Raw genomic sequence first — 13,933 nt, forward strand, 5'->3', positions numbered from 1 at the left:
CGCCGGCGTCAGAGTCCGTGCGCCGTTTTGAGGATGTCGCTGGCGCGCTCACCGATGACGACACAGGGCGCCATGGTGTTGCCGGTGGTGATCCGAGGCATGATTGAGGCGTCTGCAATCCGAAGCCCTTCTATGCCATGAACTTTGAGGTTCGAGTCGACCACAGACATGCTGTCGCGTCCCATCTTCGCCGTGCAGCTTTGGTGGAAATAGCATTCGGCCCCATAGCGGATGAACTGTTCGAGCTCGGCACGTGTGAGATCGCCCGGCATGACCTCGCGCTTGTTGAAACGCCGAAGTACTGTCGAGTTGCCGATCTCACGGGCGAGATCCACGCAGGCGATGGCGGCCGCGAGGTCGTCGTGGTGTGCCAGCATGTTGTCTTCGACCGACACCGGGTCGCATGGCCTTGCTCCGGTAATCCGGACTCGGCCAGAGCTTTTCGGGCGCAGCACCCCGGCGCACGCCGTCCACCCGTGCTCGGGCAGGCCATAAGCGGCAGCGTTCGCGCTGCTGGACAACGGAACTTCGCCGAAGCAGATCTGCAGGTCGGGTGCCTCCAGGTTCTGGTCGCTCTTCCAGAACACCCCGGCGCCCCCGGCGTTGTTCCGTGGCTCGAGTGGCTCGCGGAATTCCCACACGCAGTCGATCCGTGGATGGCTCTGATAGTTTCTGCCGACGCCCGGAAGATGCGCCACGACGGGAATTCCGAAGCGCCGCAGCTCGTCAGCGTCGCCGATACCGGAGTGCATGAGGACTTTTGGCGTGTTGATGGCCCCAAGCGAGACAACTACCTCGTGTGCCGCGACGACCTGGTGCGTCCGATCGTTGTGCGAGAACTCGACCGCCGTAGCCCGGTTTCGGCCGACGACCAACCGAGTCACCGTCGCACCGGTGAGGACTGTCATGTTCGGGCGGTGCAGGTGCGGATGAACGTAGGAGCGATACACGGACTGCCGCAGCCCGTTTCGCAATGTCACGTCCAAGAGCGCTGCGCCGCCGCCGCGGTCCATCATGGCGCCGTTGTTGCTCGGATAGCTCGGGATCCCCAGCGAGCGAGCAGCCTCGACGATGGCCGGAGCGATCGGATTGGGGTCGGGCGGGGACGTCACGGACATGGGGCCCCCGGTGCCGCGGGCGGAGACTGCCGGCCCGTGCCAATCCTCAATGCGACGGTAGATGTCAAGCACCGATTCATAGCCCCAGGCTTCGTCACCCGCCTGGGTTGCGAAGTAGTCCCAGTCGCTTCGATGTCCCCGAGCCCACACCATCACGTTGATGCTCGACCCCCCGCCGAGCACCTTCCCCATCGACAGCAGCACCGATCTGCCCTTGAGATGGGCGCTCGGCTGCGAGACGAAACACCAGTCACGCTCGCTACCCAAGTTCAGCGGCCACTGCGTGGGATCGTGGACTGCCGAAACATCATCGGTTTCACCGGCCTCGAGCAAAAGCACCGTAACGTCCGGATTCTCCGAAAGCCGACCGGCGACGACCGATCCAGAAGACCCTGACCCACAGATCACGAAGTCGTAGCGCGCGGCAACCTCGGGTGCCGGCATTGGTGTCGAAGTCATCTGACGCGGGCTTCGACGACGCTGAAATCCGTTGTAGTGTCGGCTTTCCGGACCATCCGGAACCCGGTTTGGCCGAGCAGCCGCTGATGCCCGTTCACAGGGCGTCCACGCGCGTCGTCGTGGCGTCGAGCGAAAATGCCCTTGTTTGAAGTGATCACGCAATCTCCCCGATTTGATCGATGTGGAATGGAATCCTTGGCTCTCAACACCGGGAGTCGGGATTCACCTGCCGCAACCGATTGCCCAGGATTGGTTCGTCGCTACCGGGCCACAGTGGTCGCGGCACGTCGGTGCCGAAAGAAGCGCCCCAACGGTTACGAGATGAGACTTCGTGCACCGGGCGGCGATTGGCGGCAACGTCCCACCTGCCGAGTGGATACCCGAACGCCACCATGGCCGACATCGTCCACCCCTGCTCGATCGGCACCCCCAAGAGCTCATTCACCGCATCTGGGAAATAGCGAAGCAAAGTTGTCATGGCACCGCCGACGCCTTCGGCGCGGGCGGCCAGCAGCGCGCTCCAGATGGCGGGAAAGATGTTGGCACCGCCGTGGTCGTCGATCGCGAAAACAAAGAGCAATAGCGGTGTCTCGTCGAAATGATCGGCCAGGTAGTCGCCCGAGCGGATGACGCGACGCAGCGTGTCGGCGTGCGCGGTGGGATCCAGGCCGGGCGCGGGCGCGGCCATTGTCCCTGTCCTGAATTCTTCGTGCTCTTTCTCGCGGCCGCGGCGGTACAACTCACCCAGCGAGCGCTTGAGCGCGGGATCGTCGACCGCGAGGAAATGCCAGCGCTGGGTGTTGCCGCCGTTGGGCGCACGGATCGCCGCATCAAGTATGCGGGCCTGCGTGCCCAGGGGTATCGGGTCCGGCCGCATGCGGCGCATCGTTCTGGTCGTGTAGAGCGCTTCATAGATGTCCATTGACCTGTTCCTCTTTGCAGGGCTGGGCGCTGACGTGCGTTTTGTCCTTGGTCGCCCGCCTCGACTTCGTCATGACACGCAACACCATCGAGGGGCGCAGCAGGCGCGACGGACGGTCGACCATGCCAATCAGCCGCATGAATTGCTGGACGACGACGGGGTCGGTTTCCGCGGCTGCCATAACCCGACGGAGGTACGCGTTTGTTATTCGCATGGACAAAGGCCGCGGCCCCTGGATTTGAGGAAGCGTTAGGTCTGCCCCGACGGCGGCCTGCCAAGCGGTCCGGATCTCCCTGGCGGCCGCTCGGAAATACCGCCGCTGAAGGTCGCGGTCGCCGCGCTCAAGGCACGTGCGCAGGATGAGCGCCTCGACAGCGGCGATCGACATTCCTTGCCCGTAAACTGGATTGAAGCTGCACATGGCGTCGCCGATGACGATCAAACCCTGAGGCATCGCCGTCAACTTGTCGTATCGGCGCCACCGATTCGCTGGAAAGCGATGCTGACGCAGCGGTCCGAGTGGTTCGGCGCGACGCACGGCTTCAACGACATGCGCGGGCGCGACTTCTGCCAAGCGGGCCAGCAGCGAGTCGTGGTCGGAGGGCGGCTGGCCTCCCGCCATCATCTGCATTCCAACCATGTAGGTGTCGTTTTCGCCGGCGAACATTGCGAATCCCGTTGGCCGGCCGGGCAATGCGCCACTGACAGCCATGTATTCGCGCAACGTTCCAGGTGGCACGTGCAACAACGTGCTCGCGTAGGCGGCATGCACCATCAGCTCATCTTCGTGGGGGCGACGGTAGCCGAGATCGTCGAGGAATACCGGGGTCCGCGAACCGCGTCCTGTGGCGTCGACCACCAGATCGGCGGCCAAGATTCTTTCCGCACCTGAGTCACGCTGTGCGGTCACGACACCCGTAATCCGGTTACGGGCCGGAGTCGAAGTCAGTCTCACCGCATCGTGGCCAACGAGGAACTCGATATTGGGAATGTGGCGTGCTCTGCGTCCGATGCACCACTCGAGTAGGGGCCTATTGACGTAGTACTTGATCACCGTCTCGGGATCCGGGATGGTGCCGGATTGCAGAAATTTGTGCCCAGCGAACGACATCCAGATTCGCGATAGGTCACCGTCCTTCCACACTCGCGCTCCCATCGCCACCAACTCATCGAGGAGCCCGGGGAACAGCTCCTCCATGGTCTGCGTGGCGCGAACTTGGGGAATGTGCGGGCTAGGGCCATGGGGCACTCCGCGGCGGGCCACTGGGCGTTCGGGCAGAACGTCTCGTTCCACCACGGTCACCGTGGTGTAGTAGTCAGCCAGAACACGGGCGGCCATCAGGCCGGCGATGCTTCCCCCCAGAACGACTGCGGTTTCGCCGAATTCAGGCACACTGAGTCTCCTTCTGATCCGTTTTTGTCGGCGGACGACGCGCGAGGACTAACAGCTGATTGCGAAGGCGGCCATCATCAGCAAGACCGTGGCGAGGCCGTGCAGGACAAGTTGTCGTAAAACGACATCCCGGCCAAGCGAGTCGTCCAATTCGGTCGACCGCGAATAATCCGGGATCACAAAGCGATAGCGCTCTGAGCCGAATCTCGTTCTCGTGCTTCGGTGTGTGTTCATGCCCATCTTCATCGACTGAGGCGGTCAGCCGAGCCCGCCGGGCCGAAGTCGTATTGAACGCAATGTGTGGGAGGCTTGACGAACATGGGAAGCTCGCCGAATGTTGCCGCCCACAACATGGCGCTTGCGAACACCAGCGATAGCGCGACAAAGCTGTGAAAGCATGCTTGCCCTGCAATGCTCGTCACGGACGGCAGGGGCAGGGGGCGGTGCTCCGGAAATCGAGCGTTCGGTCTCGCTTGAGACTTGGCCGATTTCTCCGCCGTGACCGTGGCTGCCGCTTGGGCATCCAACCGATTGACATCCATCGTGTTCCTCCGCGTGTAAAACGAAACGTTCGGACGTGTCTACCGCGACAGGTGGGTCACTGGCGTGTCTGCGGCGCGTACCTTGTGCACGAGACACGCACCGATTTCGGGAATGTCGTGCGTAGCCGGACGATGTCGCTATCTGTGGGAAACGTGTCCCATCATCGGTGGCTGAAGGCCCGACACCGAGTCGAGACTTGTCTGTGTGATCTCGGATGACCGCGACCGGTCCGCGCGCGGCGTCCACACGGCGCCTGGGCAGGGCGTCCAAGCATGACTGGGCCCGCATTCGTCACGCCCGAAGATGTTTCTGAGTGCCTGGGCTTCAAGCCCGGACAACGCATCACAGGCTCCGGCGGTGTTCTTACCGCAGCGATCTGGCGGTTCGAAAACAAATCGGCATACGAATTGGTGGGTCCGGCCGTCGACACCACGGACCTTATCGCCATGCCCCTGAGCGGACATCACCACCACACGTACTTTGGTGACGGGCGCCGCAAATGGGGCCGCGAACATCCGGCTTTCCACATGAACGTTGTGGTCGCCGGCGAACAGCCAAGAGGAGTATTCAGCGCTGAGCGGCCATTTAGTTATCTGCATGTGTATGTGCCGCACGCGATGGTGGAAATGCTCGCGGTGGAAAGCGGCGCCGTCAAGGTGGCTCGGTCGGTCACGTTGATCGATCCAATGTGTTCCCGGGACCCCTTGGCAGAGAGCATATGCCGGCAGATTGTTCGCGAAATGACTCACCGGGACGGGTGTTCCCGGATGATGATTGACTCTCTCGGTCAACAACTCGTTGTTCGACTTATACGCCAGCACTCGAGTGTGTCGGGATCCCCGTCCTTAGCGAAGAAAAGCGGTCCAGGCTATCGGGATTGGCGCCTGCGGCGCGCAATCGACTACCTAGAGGCGCACCTCTCGGATGATGTCGGCCTGAACGAACTGGCGGCGGTGGTGGGCTTGTCGACGACACGCCTTTCAGGACTGTTCCTGGAGGGCACCGGAGAGCCGCCGCACCGGTGGCTGATGAATCGTCGGTTCATGCACGCCTGTGAGCTGCTGGGCAACCCGTCACTGAGCATCACCGATATCGCCCACCAATGCGGGTTCGCGAGTTCTCAGCATTTGGCGGCGGTGATGCGCCGGAGGCTCGCGACGACGCCGACCGCCTACCGCCGGGACTTGCTCGCGTGACGCGTGGGATTTCGACATGCCGGAGGCTGGCGACAGTGCGTGCGTCGAGCGCAATCACCGCGCGCGGCGTGTGCACAACGGCAGCGATTTGCACGGGACTTTCTCGCTTCGGCTGAACAAGGCGGCGCAGCAGAGCGCCCAGGCGTTTGTACGGCCATGGCGCTAATTGTGGGAAAGATGTCCCGTCTGATAAGTGGGCACAACCTTTCGGCAACGCATAGTGAACCGAAGGGTTCCGGAGCATGGGCCGTCGGACCCCTTATGGCGTGAAGATCGACGACCCCGCATGACTAGCCACCGGCGGATGCGACGGCCGTTCGGTTCGCCGCAGACTTGGATCCACGACGGAAGGATTGCCGTGGGTACCGCCACCCGGCCCCCATCTGAAGGGAAGCATGATGACGATCTCACTGTCCGCCAACCGGCGTAACGCCGCCGACGTACGGCCCTTTCGGGCCGCGGCGAGCCTGTTCGAAGACCTGCAGAGGGTCCTGGTCGACCTGATCGAACTGCACCTGCAAGGCAAACAGGCGCACTGGAACCTCGTCGGCACGAACTTCCGCGACCTGCACCTGCAACTTGACGCCATCGTGGACACCGCCCGCGAGGCCAGCGACACAATCGCCGAACGACTGCGCGCGTTGGACGCGGTCCCGGACGGCCGCTCGGACACGGTGGTGGCGACGACGACGGTTCCGGCTATCCCCCCGGGTCTGATCGGCGCCGCCGAAGCCGTTGACCTGATCACCACCCGCATCTACGCCGTCGTCGGCACCATCCGCGCCGTGCACGACGACGTCGACGCTGCTGACCCCGCGACCGCCGACCTATTGCACGCCATCATCGATGACCTCGAGAAAGAGGCGTGGCTGCTGAAGTCGGAAAACGTTACGCCGTAGCTGTTCTCGAGCGGCGATCCGTGAAAGGAGGAGGTCATGAGATTGGTGATTGCCATGACCGGAGCGACCGGTGCCGCTCTGGGCATCCGCCTACTGGAAACCCTCGGGCACTTGGGTGTCGAGACGCACCTGGTGTTGAGTGACTGGGCGCGGGCGACGATCAAGCTCGAGACCGATACCAGCGTCGAGGCGGTTCGGGCGTTGGCCTCACACGCGTACAGCGCACGCGACCTCGCCGCCGGCATCTCCAGTGGATCGTTCCGCACCGACGGCATGGTGGTCTGCCCGTGCAGCATGAAGACGTTGAGCGCCATCCGAATCGGCTTCAGCGACAACCTGATCACGCGCGCCGCCGACGTGACGCTCAAGGAACGACGCAGGCTGGTCCTGGTCGCGCGCGAGGCCCCGTTGAGTGAGATCCACTTGGAGAACATGCACTACCTGGCGCGAGCCGGAGCCGTGATCTTCCCACCGACGGTGGCGTACTACGCGCGGCCCACCTCGGTCGACGAAGTGACCGATTATGTGGTCGGCCGGGTCCTTGATCAGCTCGGCATCGAACACAGTCTGATCAAGCGCTGGAAGGACGATCAGCAACACCCAAACGGCGACTCAGCTCTAACGGAGGCCGACCGGTGGGCCACCCGGATCGAGCAGGAGTTGCGCCAGCCGCTGTGCGCCCCGATCGAGTGAGGAGACCGAAATGACCACGGGCACAAGCCTGCCGGAAACGACGAGTATCACCCAACCGGACGGGGCCGGTGCGGGACCCGACCTGCGTAGCTGGCTGGCAACACTGGAAGCGGCGGACCAGTTGCGTCGGGTCAGAGCCGCTGTCGACTGGGACCAGGAAATCGGTGCGATCACCCGCGCCAACCTGTCTCTGGGCGGCCCGGCTCTGCTGTTCGAAAACATTGTCGGCCATGAGAACACCAGGTGCACAAAGCTGTTGACGTCGGCACTGGGCAGCCGGCGCCAGGTCCAACTGATGCTCGGGCTGCCAGAAGGCACCAGCGATTCGGCCATCGTTCGTCGCTTGCGAGAGGCGTTCAAAAAGCCCATCCCACCACGCGTTGTCGACTCGGGCCCGGTCAAAGAGAACATCGTCGAAGGCGACGACATCAATTTGTGGGAGCTCCCCGTCCCGAAGTGGCACGGTGAGGACGGCGGCCGCTACATCGACACCTTCTGCGGCGTCGTCACCGAAGACAAGGTAACCGGACGCGACAACATTGGTCTCTACCGCGGCCAGATCGTCGACCGCGACAAGATCGCCAAATTGTTGGTGCCCAGCCAGGGCTGGGGCGGCCATATGGAGGAATACAAGCCAGAGCCGATGCCGGTTGCGGTTGTCTATGGGTGGCACGACGTGCTGCCGTTCTGCGCCGGCAGCCCCTTTCCCAAGAACGTCTGTGAGTGGGACATGATGGGGGCGCTGCTCGGCCGACCCGTTGACCTGGTGCCCTGCGAATCTGTGCCGTTGCACGTGCCGGCGACCGCGGAGATCGTCGTCGAGGGCTTCATCGATCCCGACCCCTCGACGTTCGTCGTAGAGGGTCCGTTCGCCGAGTATCCGGGCTTCATCGGCGGCGCGGCACCGGCGCCGGTCCTGCGGGTCACCCGCATCACCCACCGCAACGACCCGGTGCTTCGCGGCACCCTCGAGGGCATCCGGCCGGGGATGTTCAACGAGGACAGCATCACCAACTTCGCACGGTCGGCGATCACCTGGAACGTGCTCGACGATCTTGGCATCGGCGGCATCACCGACCTCTGGATGACCGAGGTGACCAACGGCCAGAACACACTGGTGCAGATCCAGAAGCGGTACCGCGGCCACGCGCAACAGATCGCCGCGGCGCTCTGGGGCACCGGGGGATCGGTGTGGTTCCACAAAAACGTGATGGTCGTCGAGGAGGACATCGACATCCACGATCCGGTCGCGCTGGATTGGGCCATGTCCTATCGGGTCAACGCGGGGCTCGGCGACATCGCTTTCTTTGGACCGGGTTTGGGCTCCTCGCTCGATCCGTCGACCCCGCCGGAGAAGAACGACACCAACAAGTACGGGGCCGGCCAGTGGACGCGGGTGCTCATCGACGCCACCCGTAGCTGGGAGATCGAGCCTCGCGCGGAATGGGGCGGGCGCCGCTTCCCGCCGACCGATCGGTTATCGCCCGAGCTGGAATCCATAATTGCCGGCCGGTGGGAAGAGTACGGGATCGGCATCCCGTACCTCGACGACGAAGGACGCGAAATGCTGACGCTGCAAAAACTCAGCAAGCGAATGCCGGAGGTGTAGAGAGGCGATGACGGATGTTGCGGTAAGCGTCGCGTTACCACCGTCGATCGAGTCGGCTCAGCACATTGCCTCAGCGGAGAAACTTGGCTATCGGCGCGCCTACTGTTACGACAGTCCGTTCGGTGGTGATGACGTCTGGCTGGCCTTGCACCGCGCCGCCGAGCGGACGACGACGATTGAGCTGGGTCCCGCGGTACTGATTCCGACACAGCGTCATCCGTTGGTCAACGCCGCAGAGACCGTCTCACTGCACCGAGTGGCACCCGGACGCATTCTGACGTCGTTCGGCACAGGATTCTCCAGCCGCGCGGCCATCGGCCAGCCCCCGATCGCATGGTCGTACATGGAGGCCTATATCCGTGCCTACCAGGCGCTGTTGGCCGGCGAGGTGGTCGACTGGGAAGGTGCGGCCATAAAATTGATGCTCAGCTCATCGCAATCGGAGGTGCTGCCCCTGCGAATCCCGTTGCTGCTGGCGGCAACCGGTCCCAAGGGTGCAGGCGTCGCCAAGCGGGTCGGCGCCGACGGGATCATCTCGATGTTCAATGTCGTGCCCGGACAGCGTGATTTTGCGCGCACAGTGGTAGCGACAATGGGCACCGTACTCGACGAAGGGGAGAGCCTGGCAGACGAACGGGTCCGCTCGGCGGTGGGTGCCCCCTGGGCGGCGGCATATCATTTCGTCTACACCACGCAGGGTGCCGACGCGTTGCGCGAGATGCCGGGTGGCGCAGCGTGGTTGGACGTGATCGAGCGGATCCCGCAACGCCTGCGCCACTTACACATTCACCAGGGGACCATGGTCGAGATGAACACGGCCGACATGGCGGCCTGGCATGCCGGAGGCTACGCCTCGGTTCCGTCGGTCACCCTGAGCGGATCGGCCGACGCGGTCGGGAGGGCCGTCGCGGCGATGGCGGAGGCCGGTGCCACCGAGGTCATGATCGAGCCCTCGGGACCCGACATCCCATGCGAACTCGAAAGATTCATGGCGGCCGTGCGTGGTTAGCACGGCCGGTTCGGTCGCCCCGATGGGGTCGCTGATCTGCTCGCCTTCCTTGGCGGCATAGCGCCGGCCAAATCCCTACTCGTTCGAAAGGACTCCCACGAATGCCCGTCTACCAGTGTTACAGTCCGCCAGGACTGCTGAGCGAGTCGGCGAAGGCTCGAATCGCCGACGAGATCACCACCATTCACACCAGCGCCACCGGAGCACCGGAATTATTCGTCAACGTTCTTTTCCACGAGATCCCGGTGGGTGACTGCTTCGTTGGCCGCAAACAGGCGAGCCACTCCTACCTGTTCGGCGCCATCCGCCACGGGCGCGATGCCGCGACCCGCCAAACGATGCTGCGCGAATTCTCGCGGATGTGGAGTCGTGCCACCGGCCAGTCTGAAGCCGAATTTCTCGTCGCGTTGACCGAAGTCGACCCGGCAAATGCAATGGAGGCTGGATTGGTTTTGCCTGAGCCTGGTCGCGAACAGGAGTGGTTCGACGAGAACCGGGTCAGACTGACGCAAATGGGGATGGCGCTCTGACGCGCCCGGCGCAGTCCTGTCAGCGAACGCCGGGCCGCTCACCCCGCTGAGCGCGCGATTTGGTCGCCGTGACACCGGTTCGGTAACCTGGCATTCACCAACGCGGGGTGGAGCAGCTCGGTAGCTCGCTGGGCTCATAACCCAGAGGTCGCAGGTTCGAATCCTGTCCCCGCTACCAGGTAAAACGGCCCCCGGAGATTGCTCCGGGGGCCGTTTTCACGCCCGGCGGGGGCGTTGGCGCGAACGTTCGCAAAGCGAATGATCAGTCGGGAACGTGTTCGCCAAGCACGCGATGGCATATCTTTACCTCCGTCCGTCGCATCGGTACCGCGAGTTGTCGGAGGAGATCCCACATGCGCAGCATCCAGGTGGCAGCGTCCGCCACGGCCCTCGTTCTCTTCGGCTCGGCCGGCGTCGCCGCCGCCGCGCCGCCGAAGGACTACTGCGCCGAACTCAAGGGTGCCAACACCGGCCAGGCATGCAAGATCCAGATGGCCGACCCCGGCTACAACGTCGACATCAGCTTCCCGGTCAACTACCCCGACGAGAAGTCGGTGGCGGACTTCATCACCAAGGAGCGCGACGATTTCCTCAACGCCGCCAAATCGTCCGCACCCCGCGACCAGCCCTACCAACTGACCATTTCGTCGACGAATTACGGGTCGGCGATACCACCGCGCGGCACCGAGGCCGTGGTGTTCAAGGTCGTCGAGAACACCGGCGCCCCCAAGACGACGTTCAAGTCGTTCAACTGGGACCAGACCTATCGCAAGGCGATCGTGTGGACCGCCGCCTCAGACGACAAGAACAACACGCCCTTGTGGCGCGTCGACGACCCGCTGCAGACCGTCGCGCCGATCGTGCAGAGCGAGCTGCAGAAGCAGGCCGCGCCGCCCGCGAACCCGCCGCAGACCCCGCCGGGGAACCAGCCGCAGACCACACCTCCCGCGAACCAGACGCCGACGCCCCCGCCGGTGGCCATCGCGCCGGCCGCCGCCTACGACCCCGCCAACTACCAGAATTTCGCGGTCACCAACGACGGAGTGATCTTCTTTTTCGACCAAGGTCGCATGGTGCCCGACGCCACTCAGGTGTTGGTGCCGCGCTCCGCGATCGACCCGATGCTCGCCTAGCGAGCGCCGACCTACCGCGGCAGCACGGCCTCGATGGCGCTGATGACCTCGGGGGCGTCGGGCTCGGTGCGGGGCCGGAAGCGCTGCACCACCGCACCGTCGGGTGCGAGGAGGAACTTCTCGAAGTTCCACTGGATGTCTCCCGCCTGGCCGTCGGCGTCGGCGGCTTTGGTCAACTCGGCGTACAGCGGGTGGCGGCCGTCGCCGTTGACGTCGGTCTTCGCCAACAACGGGAACGTCACCCCGTAGGTGGTCGAGCAGAACTCCTGGATCTCGTCGGCCGTGCCGGGTTCCTGTCCCATGAACTGGTTACAGGGGACGCCGACGACGGTCAGGCCGCGGTCGCGGTAGTCCTTGGCCAGCTTCTCGAGCGCCGTGTACTGCGGAGTGAGCCCGCATTTGGAGGCCACGTTGACGACGAGCGTTGCGCCGTCGGACAATTCGGCCAGCGTGGTGGGCCGGCCGTCGAGGGTGTTCAGGGCGATGTCTTTGAGGGTCACGCCGACGACGCTAACGCAGATCAGAGCCAACCGGTACGGGCGGCGGCAACCGGCTCGGCGGGTTCGGGGGCCAGCTCCCCGTCCCGCACGCCGTCGAGCAACCGCTTCACCGCGGCGACGATCTCCGGCGCCGCGGCGGCGAGCCCCTTCTTGTCGGCCTCGCTGACCGCGTCGGCGTCGACGCCGGCCCGGGTCAGCACGGCGGACGGGTCGGCCAACTGCTCGGCCAGCCACGACACCGGGTCCGCTGAGAGCTCCGGGACGAAGTGCCGGCGTCCGGGTTCCCAGCCGTCGAAACGCGGGTGGTGATGGGCCCGGTCCAGCATCCCCGGTGGGCTTTCCGTCGATCCGAAAAGGTCCACCCGCCACACGGGGCGGGTGAAGGCGATCGGGACACCGGCATAGATCGAGCCCTGGGGCTCGGCCCGGTCGACGAGGCGCAGTTCCAGTCTGACTCCCCGCTCCGGGGTTTCCTGACCTTCGAGCGGGGACGGGTCGACGAAATACATGTCGCCGACGACCACACCCAGGGATTCGAATCCGAACGCTGCGAGCATTGCGCACCTCTCCTTAGTCTCCTTTGAGCGTAGGCCCGGACTGCCGGGCCGCGACGACTAAAGGCGTTTAGGTCGTTGTGATACCGCAGTGTCTTTCGAGAAGGTTGAGAGCTGGAAAAGCGTCAGCCGACCCAGGTTGCGAAAGTTTTCCCGACAATGTGGCTAGTAGAGGTAGACCACTGCGTCGGTCCCGCCGGTGCACATCACTACATGATTTCCTATGCAGGTCATCGGGTAGCTCTGGCTAGTGACTGGGCTGATGACAGTCAATCTCACAGTTGTTGCCCTGAGTCCTTGGCCGAGGTACTGACTGCGTACTGCTTCGGCAAATGGGCAACTGGTGATGTCGGTTCCGGCTGCGGAGTTGTTAAGTGGAATGTTGACCGCGTTAGAAGAGCAACGCGTCGCGTTGGGAGGAACCGTCGGATCGAGCGCAGCCGGTTGTGAAGGAGCTGCCTGGGCAGGCAACGTCAGGGTCGATGGGGATGGTCGCATCGTCACGGTCCTGGTCGCCGTTGCAGGTTCGCTGGTGTGGTTGTCGAGAATTAGCGGGCGGTAGGCGTTGATTAGCGCACATACGAAGATCACTGCCGACGCTCCGATTGCCAGCCACCTCCAACCAGCTGCCCACGCCGCTTGCGAAGGCCGGCCGTAGTCCTGGCTGGCGTTACCCACTTGAACTGCCACGACCGCCCCTGTTATGCAGAGCGCCGCCGAACAAATGACCAGCAGCCACAGTCCCCATCCGACCTGCGCGGCGTGGTCAATCCCGAAATACACTTGCGCAAAGGTCGTCAGCGACGTAACGAAAGCAATGTTTACCAAAGCGATAGCGAGGCAACCTATTCCGGCGACCAGTACTGCCCAGGCGATTGGCACCGCCCATCGAAGGCTGGACCCAGTCCTGCCCCAGTTGACCTGTGCGAATAATGCGATCGCTGAAGCAGAACCCAGGATTAGTGTTATTAGCCCCCAGTGCCCCCGGAAGTCCATGCCGGCAACAAACAGTGTTCCCGTTGACGCGGGCACGGACGCCCATGTACCGATGCTGCCGACGACGATTCCCGCGCTTGCCACGATTGCCGCGATCACATTCGGCAGGTAAAAAGGTGCATCGTTCAGTGCGTTAGGGGACGGCGGGTAAGCCAGAGGGGGAGACCCCTGCGGTGGAGAAGTCCATTGGTTGCCGTGGGACCCGTAGACGAAATCCGTGCGTTCGTTGTCGTCGTTAAAGGTTGACATTTCGGGACCCTCCCATTCTCGGCGAGGAGCGTAAGCCGCTTGGCCGCGGTATCGAGGCGAAACGAACAAACTCGTCGATGGCGCCAGTCAGGGCCGTGGCAGTGAGTGACAACGCCGCCGTATTCTTTGG

13 protein-coding genes and 1 tRNA gene are annotated in these 13,933 nt (G+C 63.7%); 8 read left to right on the plus strand and 6 right to left on the minus strand.

Features of this window, described 5'->3' with window-relative positions:
- Positions 1 to 8: 8 nt before the first annotated feature.
- From QGN31_RS05625 to QGN31_RS05635, 3 genes are all read right to left on the minus strand, one after another.
- The gene (locus tag QGN31_RS05625) at positions 9 to 1,562 is read right to left on the minus strand and encodes a GMC family oxidoreductase (RefSeq protein WP_014385628.1); all 1,554 of its coding nucleotides are present in this window, start codon (positions 1,560 to 1,562) and stop codon (positions 9 to 11) included.
- 217 nt (positions 1,563 to 1,779) lie between these two features.
- A complete protein-coding gene (locus QGN31_RS05630; protein ID WP_014712220.1) occupies positions 1,780 to 2,499 on the minus strand; it encodes a nitroreductase family protein in 720 nt (239 codons plus the stop codon).
- Positions 2,486 to 3,892, minus strand: coding sequence for an FAD-dependent oxidoreductase (locus QGN31_RS05635; RefSeq protein ID WP_014380901.1), 1,407 nt, complete (start codon positions 3,890 to 3,892; stop codon positions 2,486 to 2,488). The genes QGN31_RS05630 and QGN31_RS05635 overlap by 14 nt, the downstream gene beginning before the upstream one ends.
- An 815-nt stretch (positions 3,893 to 4,707) precedes the next feature.
- Here QGN31_RS05635 and QGN31_RS05640 point away from each other — a divergent pair.
- The 8 genes from QGN31_RS05640 (at position 4,708) to QGN31_RS05675 (ending at position 11,504) form a co-directional block, all read left to right on the plus strand.
- On the plus strand, positions 4,708 to 5,631 hold the full coding sequence (locus QGN31_RS05640) for a helix-turn-helix domain-containing protein (protein WP_014385625.1): 924 nt from the start codon (positions 4,708 to 4,710) through the stop codon (positions 5,629 to 5,631).
- Between the two features lie 395 nt (positions 5,632 to 6,026).
- Entirely contained in the window at positions 6,027 to 6,530 is a 504-nt protein-coding gene (locus tag QGN31_RS05645) for a Dps family protein (protein WP_014380898.1), read from the plus strand.
- 36 nt (positions 6,531 to 6,566) lie between these two features.
- Entirely contained in the window at positions 6,567 to 7,223 is a 657-nt protein-coding gene (locus QGN31_RS05650; protein WP_014385624.1) for a UbiX family flavin prenyltransferase, read from the plus strand.
- Positions 7,224 to 7,233: 10 nt separating this feature from the next.
- Entirely contained in the window at positions 7,234 to 8,832 is a 1,599-nt protein-coding gene (locus tag QGN31_RS05655) for a UbiD family decarboxylase (RefSeq protein WP_014942781.1), read from the plus strand.
- Positions 8,833 to 8,839: 7 nt separating this feature from the next.
- Complete coding sequence (locus QGN31_RS05660; protein WP_014385622.1) at positions 8,840 to 9,841, plus strand: LLM class flavin-dependent oxidoreductase; 1,002 nt, start codon at positions 8,840 to 8,842, stop codon at positions 9,839 to 9,841.
- Positions 9,842 to 9,942: 101 nt separating this feature from the next.
- Entirely contained in the window at positions 9,943 to 10,371 is a 429-nt protein-coding gene (locus QGN31_RS05665) for a tautomerase family protein (protein ID WP_014383140.1), read from the plus strand.
- A gap of 101 nt (positions 10,372 to 10,472) precedes the next feature.
- Positions 10,473 to 10,549, plus strand: a tRNA-Met gene (locus QGN31_RS05670).
- 175 nt (positions 10,550 to 10,724) lie between these two features.
- Positions 10,725 to 11,504 (plus strand): RsiV family protein, encoded by a 780-nt coding sequence (locus QGN31_RS05675; protein ID WP_014942780.1) that lies wholly within the window; start codon positions 10,725 to 10,727, stop codon positions 11,502 to 11,504.
- 11 nt (positions 11,505 to 11,515) lie between these two features.
- Here QGN31_RS05675 and QGN31_RS05680 read toward each other — a convergent pair whose 3' ends face one another.
- The 3 genes from QGN31_RS05680 to QGN31_RS05690 all read right to left on the minus strand — a co-directional run bounded on the left by QGN31_RS05680 (position 11,516) and on the right by QGN31_RS05690 (position 13,803).
- Positions 11,516 to 12,004, minus strand: coding sequence for a glutathione peroxidase (locus QGN31_RS05680; RefSeq protein WP_008259599.1), 489 nt, complete (start codon positions 12,002 to 12,004; stop codon positions 11,516 to 11,518).
- A 20-nt stretch (positions 12,005 to 12,024) separates the two neighbouring features.
- Positions 12,025 to 12,561, minus strand: a complete 537-nt coding sequence (locus tag QGN31_RS05685; RefSeq protein ID WP_014380894.1) for a hypothetical protein — start codon at positions 12,559 to 12,561, stop codon at positions 12,025 to 12,027.
- A gap of 162 nt (positions 12,562 to 12,723) precedes the next feature.
- On the minus strand, positions 12,724 to 13,803 hold the full coding sequence (locus tag QGN31_RS05690; RefSeq protein WP_158020470.1) for a hypothetical protein: 1,080 nt from the start codon (positions 13,801 to 13,803) through the stop codon (positions 12,724 to 12,726).
- Positions 13,804 to 13,933 lie beyond the last annotated feature (130 nt).

The sequence above is a fragment of the Mycobacterium sp. 2-64 genome (assembly GCF_035918375.1).
GTDB lineage: Bacteria > Actinomycetota > Actinomycetes > Mycobacteriales > Mycobacteriaceae > Mycobacterium > Mycobacterium intracellulare.

Excerpts from the sequence above, each read along its gene's own strand:
- QGN31_RS05645 (WP_014380898.1), top strand. The coding sequence starts at position 6,027 with ATGATGACGATCTCACTGTCCGCCAACCGGCGTAACGCCGCCGACGTA.
- QGN31_RS05690 (WP_158020470.1), bottom strand. The coding sequence starts at position 13,803 with ATGTCAACCTTTAACGACGACAACGAACGCACGGATTTCGTCTACGGG.
- QGN31_RS05630 (WP_014712220.1), bottom strand. The coding sequence starts at position 2,499 with ATGGACATCTATGAAGCGCTCTACACGACCAGAACGATGCGCCGCATG.
- QGN31_RS05685 (WP_014380894.1), bottom strand. The coding sequence starts at position 12,561 with ATGCTCGCAGCGTTCGGATTCGAATCCCTGGGTGTGGTCGTCGGCGAC.
- QGN31_RS05665 (WP_014383140.1), top strand. The coding sequence starts at position 9,943 with ATGCCCGTCTACCAGTGTTACAGTCCGCCAGGACTGCTGAGCGAGTCG.
- QGN31_RS05655 (WP_014942781.1), top strand. The coding sequence starts at position 7,234 with ATGACCACGGGCACAAGCCTGCCGGAAACGACGAGTATCACCCAACCG.
- QGN31_RS05675 (WP_014942780.1), top strand. The coding sequence starts at position 10,725 with ATGCGCAGCATCCAGGTGGCAGCGTCCGCCACGGCCCTCGTTCTCTTC.
- QGN31_RS05625 (WP_014385628.1), bottom strand. The coding sequence starts at position 1,562 with ATGCCGGCACCCGAGGTTGCCGCGCGCTACGACTTCGTGATCTGTGGG.
- QGN31_RS05650 (WP_014385624.1), top strand. The coding sequence starts at position 6,567 with ATGAGATTGGTGATTGCCATGACCGGAGCGACCGGTGCCGCTCTGGGC.
- QGN31_RS05640 (WP_014385625.1), top strand. The coding sequence starts at position 4,708 with ATGACTGGGCCCGCATTCGTCACGCCCGAAGATGTTTCTGAGTGCCTG.
- QGN31_RS05660 (WP_014385622.1), top strand. The coding sequence starts at position 8,840 with ATGACGGATGTTGCGGTAAGCGTCGCGTTACCACCGTCGATCGAGTCG.